The organism is Streptomyces sp. NPDC048290, assembly GCF_040652095.1.
Lineage (GTDB): Bacteria > Actinomycetota > Actinomycetes > Streptomycetales > Streptomycetaceae > Streptomyces.
This window is the reverse complement of the sequence record NZ_JBEZLM010000002.1, coordinates 604,751-611,485: the sequence shown is the minus strand read 5'-3', so window position 1 is coordinate 611,485 and position 6,735 is coordinate 604,751. Positions and strand designations below refer to the sequence as shown.

Here is a 6,735-nt window from a genome sequence, read left to right as displayed (position 1 = left end):
CGGCGAACAGCAGCAGCCAGACGCCGTGCAGCACCCGGGACGCCTTGGTCTTCGCGCCCGCCTGCACATTGGCGGAACTGCGCACGATGACAGCCCGCACCCGGCGACGCCACACGTGCGGTGCCCCTGCGTCGTTCTCAGGGGCGCGGGGAACTGCGCGGCCAGCCCCCACCGGGCCGCACCCTCCCCTGTCCAAGAAACAGACGTGGCCCGCCCCCGGTGAGTTGGGGGCGGGCCACGGGCGTCGAGACGCGGGGTGGAGGGCTACTCCGGCTGCTCCAGGGCCTTCAGGGCCGGGTCCATGACCACGTCGTGGTCGCGGGCCTCCGTCGTCGGGTCCTCCGGGAAGTGGCAGGCCGTGAGGTGACCACCCCGGTTGCCGGAGATCTGCACCAGCGGCGGCTCCTCCGTGGCGCACTTGTCCTGCGCCTTCCAGCACCGCGTACGGAAGCGGCAGCCGGACGGCGGATGGATCGGCGAGGGCACGTCACCGGCGAGCCGGATCCGCTCGCGCGGCTCCTCGTCGTCCGTCATCTCCACCTCGGGGACGGCGGACAGCAGGGCGTGGGTGTAGGGGTGGCGGGGCCGGGTGTAGATGGACTCCCGGTCGCCGACCTCGACCACCTTGCCGAGGTACATCACGGCCACGCGCTGCGAGAAGTGCCGGACGATCGCCAGGTCGTGGGCGATGAACACGAACGCGATGCCCATCTCCTCCTGGACCTTCTGGAGGAGGTTCACCACCTGGGCCTGGATGGAGACGTCCAGCGCGGAGACCGGCTCGTCGGCCACGATCAGCTTGGGGTTCAGGGAGAGCGCGCGGGCCACCCCGATGCGCTGGCGCTGACCGCCGGAGAACTCGTGCGGGAAGCGGTTGTAGTGCTCGGGGTTGAGCCCGACCAGCTCCAGCAGCTCCCGGACGTGCTTCTCCCGGCCGCCCGCCGGGTTGATCCCGTTGACCTCCATCGGCGACTTGATGATCGTGCCGACCGTCTGCCGCGGGTTCAGCGAGGAGTACGGGTCCTGGAAGATCATCTGGATCTCGGAGCGGACCGGGGCCATCTGACGGCGGGAGGCAGTGGTGATGTCGTGCCCGGCGTAGTGGATCGAACCGGCGGTGGGCTCCAGGAGCCGGGTGATCAGCCGCCCGGTGGTGGACTTGCCGCAGCCCGACTCGCCCACCAGGCCGACGCTCTCGCCGACGCCGACGGTCAGGTCGACCCCGTCCACCGCCTGGACCGCGCCGACCTTGCGCTTGATCGGGAAGCCGCCGTAGATGGGGAAGTGCTTGGTCAGCCCCTTGACCTCCAGGAGGGTCTCCCGGTCGGTGTCGGTGGCGCCCTGCTGTGCGGGGAGCGTGAGGTTCTCGCTCATGATGTCGAATCTCCCTAGCGCAGCCGGGGCTGGATCTCGTCGATGAAGATGGTCTGCTTCTGCTCCGCCGTGAGGTGGCACGCGGCGGCACGGCCCTCGCCCAGCGGCGGCCGGGCGGTGCTGCACAGTCCGCCAGCGACCTTCTCCGGGTAGGCGCACCGCGGGTGGAAGGGGCAGCCCGACGGCGGGTTGAGCAGCGAGGGCGGGGAGCCCGGGATCGGCGTCAGATCCTGGTGGATGTCACCGTCGAGCCGGGGCATCGAGCTGAGCAGGCCCCAGGTGTACGGGTGCTTGGGGGTGCGCAGCACCTCCTTGACGCTGCCGCGCTCCACGGCCCGGCCCGCGTACATCACCAGCAGATCGTCGGCCATGGTGGAGATCACGCCGAGGTCGTGGGTGATGAAGATGATCGCGGAGCCGAACTCCTGCTGGAGGTCCTTGAGCAGGTCCAGGATCTGCGCCTGCACGGTCACGTCGAGCGCGGTGGTCGGCTCGTCCGCGATCAGCAGATCGGGGTCGCACATCAGCGCCATGGCGATCATCGCGCGCTGGCGCATACCGCCGGAGAACTGGTGCGGGTAGTCGTCGAAGCGCACCTTGGGCTGCGGGATGCCGACCTTCTCCAGCATCTGCACGGCCCGGTCCTTGGCCTCCTTCTTGGAGGCGCCGGTGTGCTTCATATACGGCTCGGACAGCTGGCGGCCCACCGTGTAGTACGGGGAGAGCGCGGTCAGCGGGTCCTGGAAGATCATCGCCATCTTGTTGCCGCGGAGCTTCTCCAGCTCCTTCTCGGTGGCGGTGACCAGCTCCTTGCCGTCGAGGACGATCTCGCCGTCGACGGTGGTGGAGCGGGGGTTGTGCAGCCCCAGCACCGTCAGGTTGGTGACGGACTTGCCGGAACCGGACTCGCCGACGATGCCCAGGGTCTTGCCGCGCTCGACATCGAAGGACAGTCCGTCGACGGCCTTGACGATGCCGTCCTCGGTGGAGAACTGCACCCGCAGGTCACGGACCGAGAGGAAGCTCTCGGGCCCGGTCGGGGCCGGGGCGTCCTCGGTCTTGGTCAGTGTGGTCACGGTGGTGGGTTCTTCCTAGGAGAGCCGGACGCGCGGGTCGATCCAGGCGTACACGATGTCGACGAGGATGTTCAGAAGCAGGATGAAGAAGGCGCCGAACAGCATGACGCCCATCGTCAGCGGGAGGTCCTTCGTGGTCGCTCCGTCGACGGCCAGCCGGCCGATGCCCTGGAGCGAGAAGGTCAGCTCGGTGACCACACCGCCGCCCAGCAGGGCGCTGATGTCGATACCGAGGACCGTGACGATGGGGATGAGCGAGCCGCGCCAGGCGTAGCGGAAGAACACATAGCGCTTGGGCATGCCCTTGGCACGGGCCGTGCGGACATGCTCCTCGGCGAGCTGCTCGATGAGCGAGGCACGGGCCATACGGGTGTACTGCGCGGTGAAGATGGTGGCCATCACGATCATCGGAATCCACAGTCCGGCCAGCCAGCCGAACGGGTCGTCCGTGAACGGGACGTACTTGGGGTCCTCCACCCAGCCGGTGCTGTAGACGAAGATCAGCAGCACGATCGGGCCGAGGAAGTAGATCTGGAACGAGCTGAGCACCATGGACGAACCGGTGGCGATCTTGTCGACCAGGGTGCCGCGCCGGTACGCGGCGAGCATCCCGGCCCCGATACCGACGGTGAGGAAGACCACGATGGCGCCGGCGGTCAGCGACAGGGTCAGCGGGAACCGGTCCATGATCGTGTTCCAGACCATGTCACCGGAGTAGAAGGACTGTCCGAGGCAGGGCGCGGAACAGTGGCCGGTCGGGAAGTCACGGCCGGCCACGATGCCGGACATGAAGTCCCAGAACTGCGTGGTGATCGGCAGGTTGAGACCGAGGGCGGTTCTGATCTCCTCCAGTCGCTGCGGTGAGCAGTCCTTGCCACAGGCCAGAGAGGCGTAGTCGGACGGCGCGGCGACGAACAGGAAGAAGGTCGCTGCCCCGATGAGGAACAGGGTGACGACGGCACCGACCAAGCGCCGGATGATGAACTGAAGCATGGCGGGGAGGCTGCTCTCTGCGGAGACGGTGGGAGGTTTGCGCGGAACCGCGGGAGTGCGCTCCGCCTGGTGCGCACTCCCGCGATCAGCCGTAGAGAGCTACGACTTCAGGAACAGCCGGGTCACATCGATGTAGCTGGACTCGGTGCTGTAGCGGGCACCGCCGATGTTCGAGCCGTAGAGCTGGAACTGCTTGGTGTACCACAGCGGAGCGGCCGGGTTGACCTTCTCCAGGATGTAGTGGTGCGCCTCGGTCCAGGTCGCGGCGGCCTCGGTCGGCTCCTGGGTCAGGGCCTTGTTGATCAGCTCCTGGACCTTGGGGTCGTTGATGTGCGAGTAGTTCGGCGAACCGTCGGCGATCTGGTCACCGTCGTAGACCGGGGTGATGACGGTACCGGCGGACGGCCAGTCCTGGCCCCAGCCGGAGATGTAGATGTCGTACGGGTTGTCGAGCTTGCCGATCTGCTCGTAGTAGCTCGCCGCGTCGATCTCCTTGGCGACCACATCGACGCCGATCTTGGTCAGCGCGTCCTCGATGGCGACCTTGCGCTTCTGGCCGGCCTCGCTGTTGGCGTAGGCGAAGACCAGCTTCTTCTCGGCGGCCGGGACGTCCGCGAGCAGCTCCTTGGCCTTCTCGATGTTGCCCTGCGGCGTCTTCAGACGGCCGTAGGGGTCGTAGTCGGCCTCGTAGCCCGGCAGGGTCGGGGCGAGCAGGTTGGCGGCCACGTCACCGCCGTAGGCACCGCCCTCACCGGCGATCAGCGACTTGGAGTTCACCGCGTAGGTGATCGCGTCACGGACGGCCTTGTTCTTGACCCGGTCCAGGTTGAAGTTCAGCACCTGGACGTAGGGCTGGAAGCCCTGGATCGTGCGCTTGTTGACCTCGGCGTCGCCGACGACGTCCTGGATCTGGGTGGCCTCGACGCTGCCGGTGAACTGGATGGCGTTCTTGGAGTCGCCCTGGTCCGAGATCAGACGCTTGGTCTGGGTGGACTCGGTGACACCGAACTGGAAGTCCCAGCCGTCGACGTACTGGTGGCGCACGGAGTCGCTGTTCGGGTCCCACTGGTCGTTCTTGACCAGCTTGAGGGACTTGCCCAGCTTGTACTCGGCGATCTTGTACGGGCCGGTGGCGACCGGAGCCTTGTCGTACTGCTCCTTGGTGTCGCTCGCCTCGGGGACGATCGAGTAGCCCGGCATGGCCAGCGTCTGGGGCAGGTCCGGACGCGGCTTGTCGAAGTGGAAGACGATCGTCTTGTCGTCCGGGGTGTCCAGGACCTCGGCGGGCAGGTGCTTGTCGCCGTAGCCGCCGTCGGGCAGCGCTTCCTTGAACTTCGAGCCGTTCAGCCAGTTCTGGATGTAGGTCGGGCCGTCGAAGATGAACTCGGCGTAGGTGCGCTCGATGGTGTGGCGGACGTCGGCGGAGGTGATCGCCTTGCCGTTCTGGTCCTTGATGCCGTCCTTGAGCGTGAAGGTCCAGGTCTTGCCGCCGTCGGACATCTTGCCCGAGTCGGTGGCGAGGTCGCCGACGACGGAGACGCCGCCCTTGCCGTCCTCCTCGAAGTTGGTCAGACCGCGGAACAGCAGGTTGGCGACCTGGCCGGCGTCGGAGACGTAGATCTGACCCGGGTCCAGGTGGGACAGGCCCGACTCCTGGTACGCGATGATCGTGCCGCCGGGCTTGGCACCCGGGACCTCCTCGGCCGGACCGGTCGAGGCGGCGGCGTCCTGGTAGGTCACCGCGTTCGACTGGGTCTTGGCCTCCTCCTGGTCCTTGCCGGAGTCCTTGCCGGAGCTGGAGCCGGTGTTCTCCGAGCAAGCGGTGAGGGCGAGCGAGCCGGCCGCGAGGGCGACGACTATGGCACGCGCTCTACGCGAGGTGAACGTCTTCATAGCGGTGAATGCACCTACCTGTCGGTTGTTATCCATGAGTACTGCCTGACGCGGCTGGTAGGCCGACGCGGGGGCGGCAGTCACCCCCCACCAATGGACGCTTTTACCGCCCGGACTTCGGGTCGAAGGCATCCCGTACGGAGTCCCCGAGGAGGTTGAAGCACAGAATGAAGATCACCAGTGCCACACCGGGGAAGAACATGAAGGCCGGGTCCTGCTCCGCGTACTTCGCACCGGCGGCGAACAGCCGGCCCCAGTCCGGGGTGGGCTCGATGAAGCCGACACCCGCGAAGGAGAGGAACGCGATGGACAGGATCGTGCTCGGCAGCTGGTAGGTGAACTGCACCAGGATCGGCGAGACGATGTTCGGCAGGATCTCCTTGCGGACGATCCGGCCCGGCGAGGCGCCGGCCACCTTGGCGGCCTCCACGAACTCCCGCTCGCGCAGTGACAGCACCGTCGAGCGGACCAGTCGGGCCATGCCCATCCAGCCGAGCAGCCAGAGCACGATCAGGATGGCGAGCGCCCGGAAGTAGGTGGGCGTCTCCTCCCGCGGGTCCACGAAGAACGCGGTGACCACCGGCATGAAGGCGATGAAGAACAGCTGCTGGGGGAAGGACAGGAAGAAGTCCGTGACCCGGCCGATCCAGTAGTCGGTACGGCCGCCGAAGTAGCCGCCGATCAGACCGAGGGTGATACCGGTGATCATCAGCAGGGTGGTCACGCCCAGCGCCATGAACAGCGAGGTCCGCATCCCGTAGACCAGCATCGCGAACAGGTCACGGCCGTACTGCGGCTCGACGCCGAACCAGTGGTCCGCCGAGACGCCGCCGAAGTAGCCGAGCGGCAGACCGAAGTCGTCCAGCACCGGCTTGTCGGCGTAGGTGGGGTCCTGGCCGTACAGCGTGTACGGGTTGGTGCCGCTGATACCGGTCAGCACGGGCGCCAGCAGTGCGATGACGAAGTAAAAAATCACTACACCGGCGCAGATCATCCCGGTACGGTCACGCCTGAAGCGCTGCCACATCAGCTGCCCGGGGGAACGGCCCTCCAGCTTGGGCGCGCCCTTGGCGACCTCGGAGGTCGCATCCAGCTCAGGGTCCAAGGCGACCGCGGACCCCGAGCCCTCGGCCTTGGTTGGACTGGTCATGTGTGTTCTTCCCCCGGGGGGTTGGAGAGTTCAGCGCAGCACAGATACCGGCAGGTTCTGTGGTTTGGGGGAACTTTCGCCAAGTGCATCAACGCGCGTCAAGGGCGGAAGGCATAGGGATCTCCCTAGCGTCCATATTTTGAGCAAAAATTGCGAGGATTGACACCTGCGCGCGCTTGACATGTGAGACAACAAAACGACGAACCGGACATTCCGGGATGTTATTTTGGTTTACATGTCCGAAACTTG

The 6,735-nt window shown here is 66.7% G+C and carries 5 protein-coding genes; all 5 read right to left on the bottom strand.

Going from position 1 to position 6,735, the window contains the following annotated elements:
- Positions 1 to 264: 264 nt before the first annotated feature.
- The 5 genes from AB0D49_RS04855 to AB0D49_RS04835 all read right to left on the bottom strand — a co-directional run bounded on the left by AB0D49_RS04855 (position 265) and on the right by AB0D49_RS04835 (position 6,486).
- Entirely contained in the window at positions 265 to 1,374 is a 1,110-nt protein-coding gene (locus AB0D49_RS04855) for a dipeptide ABC transporter ATP-binding protein (RefSeq protein ID WP_362750702.1), read from the bottom strand.
- A gap of 14 nt (positions 1,375 to 1,388) precedes the next feature.
- A complete protein-coding gene (locus tag AB0D49_RS04850; protein ID WP_362750699.1) occupies positions 1,389 to 2,450 on the bottom strand; it encodes an ABC transporter ATP-binding protein in 1,062 nt (353 codons plus the stop codon).
- 15 nt (positions 2,451 to 2,465) lie between these two features.
- Positions 2,466 to 3,443: an ABC transporter permease gene (locus AB0D49_RS04845; protein ID WP_362750696.1), complete on the bottom strand. Its 978-nt coding sequence runs from the start codon at positions 3,441 to 3,443 to the stop codon at positions 2,466 to 2,468.
- Between the two features lie 99 nt (positions 3,444 to 3,542).
- Positions 3,543 to 5,336: an ABC transporter substrate-binding protein gene (locus AB0D49_RS04840; RefSeq protein ID WP_362750693.1), complete on the bottom strand. Its 1,794-nt coding sequence runs from the start codon at positions 5,334 to 5,336 to the stop codon at positions 3,543 to 3,545.
- Between the two features lie 103 nt (positions 5,337 to 5,439).
- Positions 5,440 to 6,486, bottom strand: coding sequence for an ABC transporter permease (locus AB0D49_RS04835; RefSeq protein ID WP_362750690.1), 1,047 nt, complete (start codon positions 6,484 to 6,486; stop codon positions 5,440 to 5,442).
- Positions 6,487 to 6,735: the final 249 nt, after the last annotated feature.

What these genes read in the sequence shown, in the direction of transcription:
- AB0D49_RS04855 (WP_362750702.1), bottom strand. Translation starts at nt 1,374, where the DNA reads ATGAGCGAGAACCTCACGCTCCCCGCACAGCAGGGCGCCACCGACACC.
- AB0D49_RS04845 (WP_362750696.1), bottom strand. Translation starts at nt 3,443, where the DNA reads ATGCTTCAGTTCATCATCCGGCGCTTGGTCGGTGCCGTCGTCACCCTG.
- AB0D49_RS04840 (WP_362750693.1), bottom strand. Translation starts at nt 5,336, where the DNA reads ATGAAGACGTTCACCTCGCGTAGAGCGCGTGCCATAGTCGTCGCCCTC.
- AB0D49_RS04835 (WP_362750690.1), bottom strand. Translation starts at nt 6,486, where the DNA reads ATGACCAGTCCAACCAAGGCCGAGGGCTCGGGGTCCGCGGTCGCCTTG.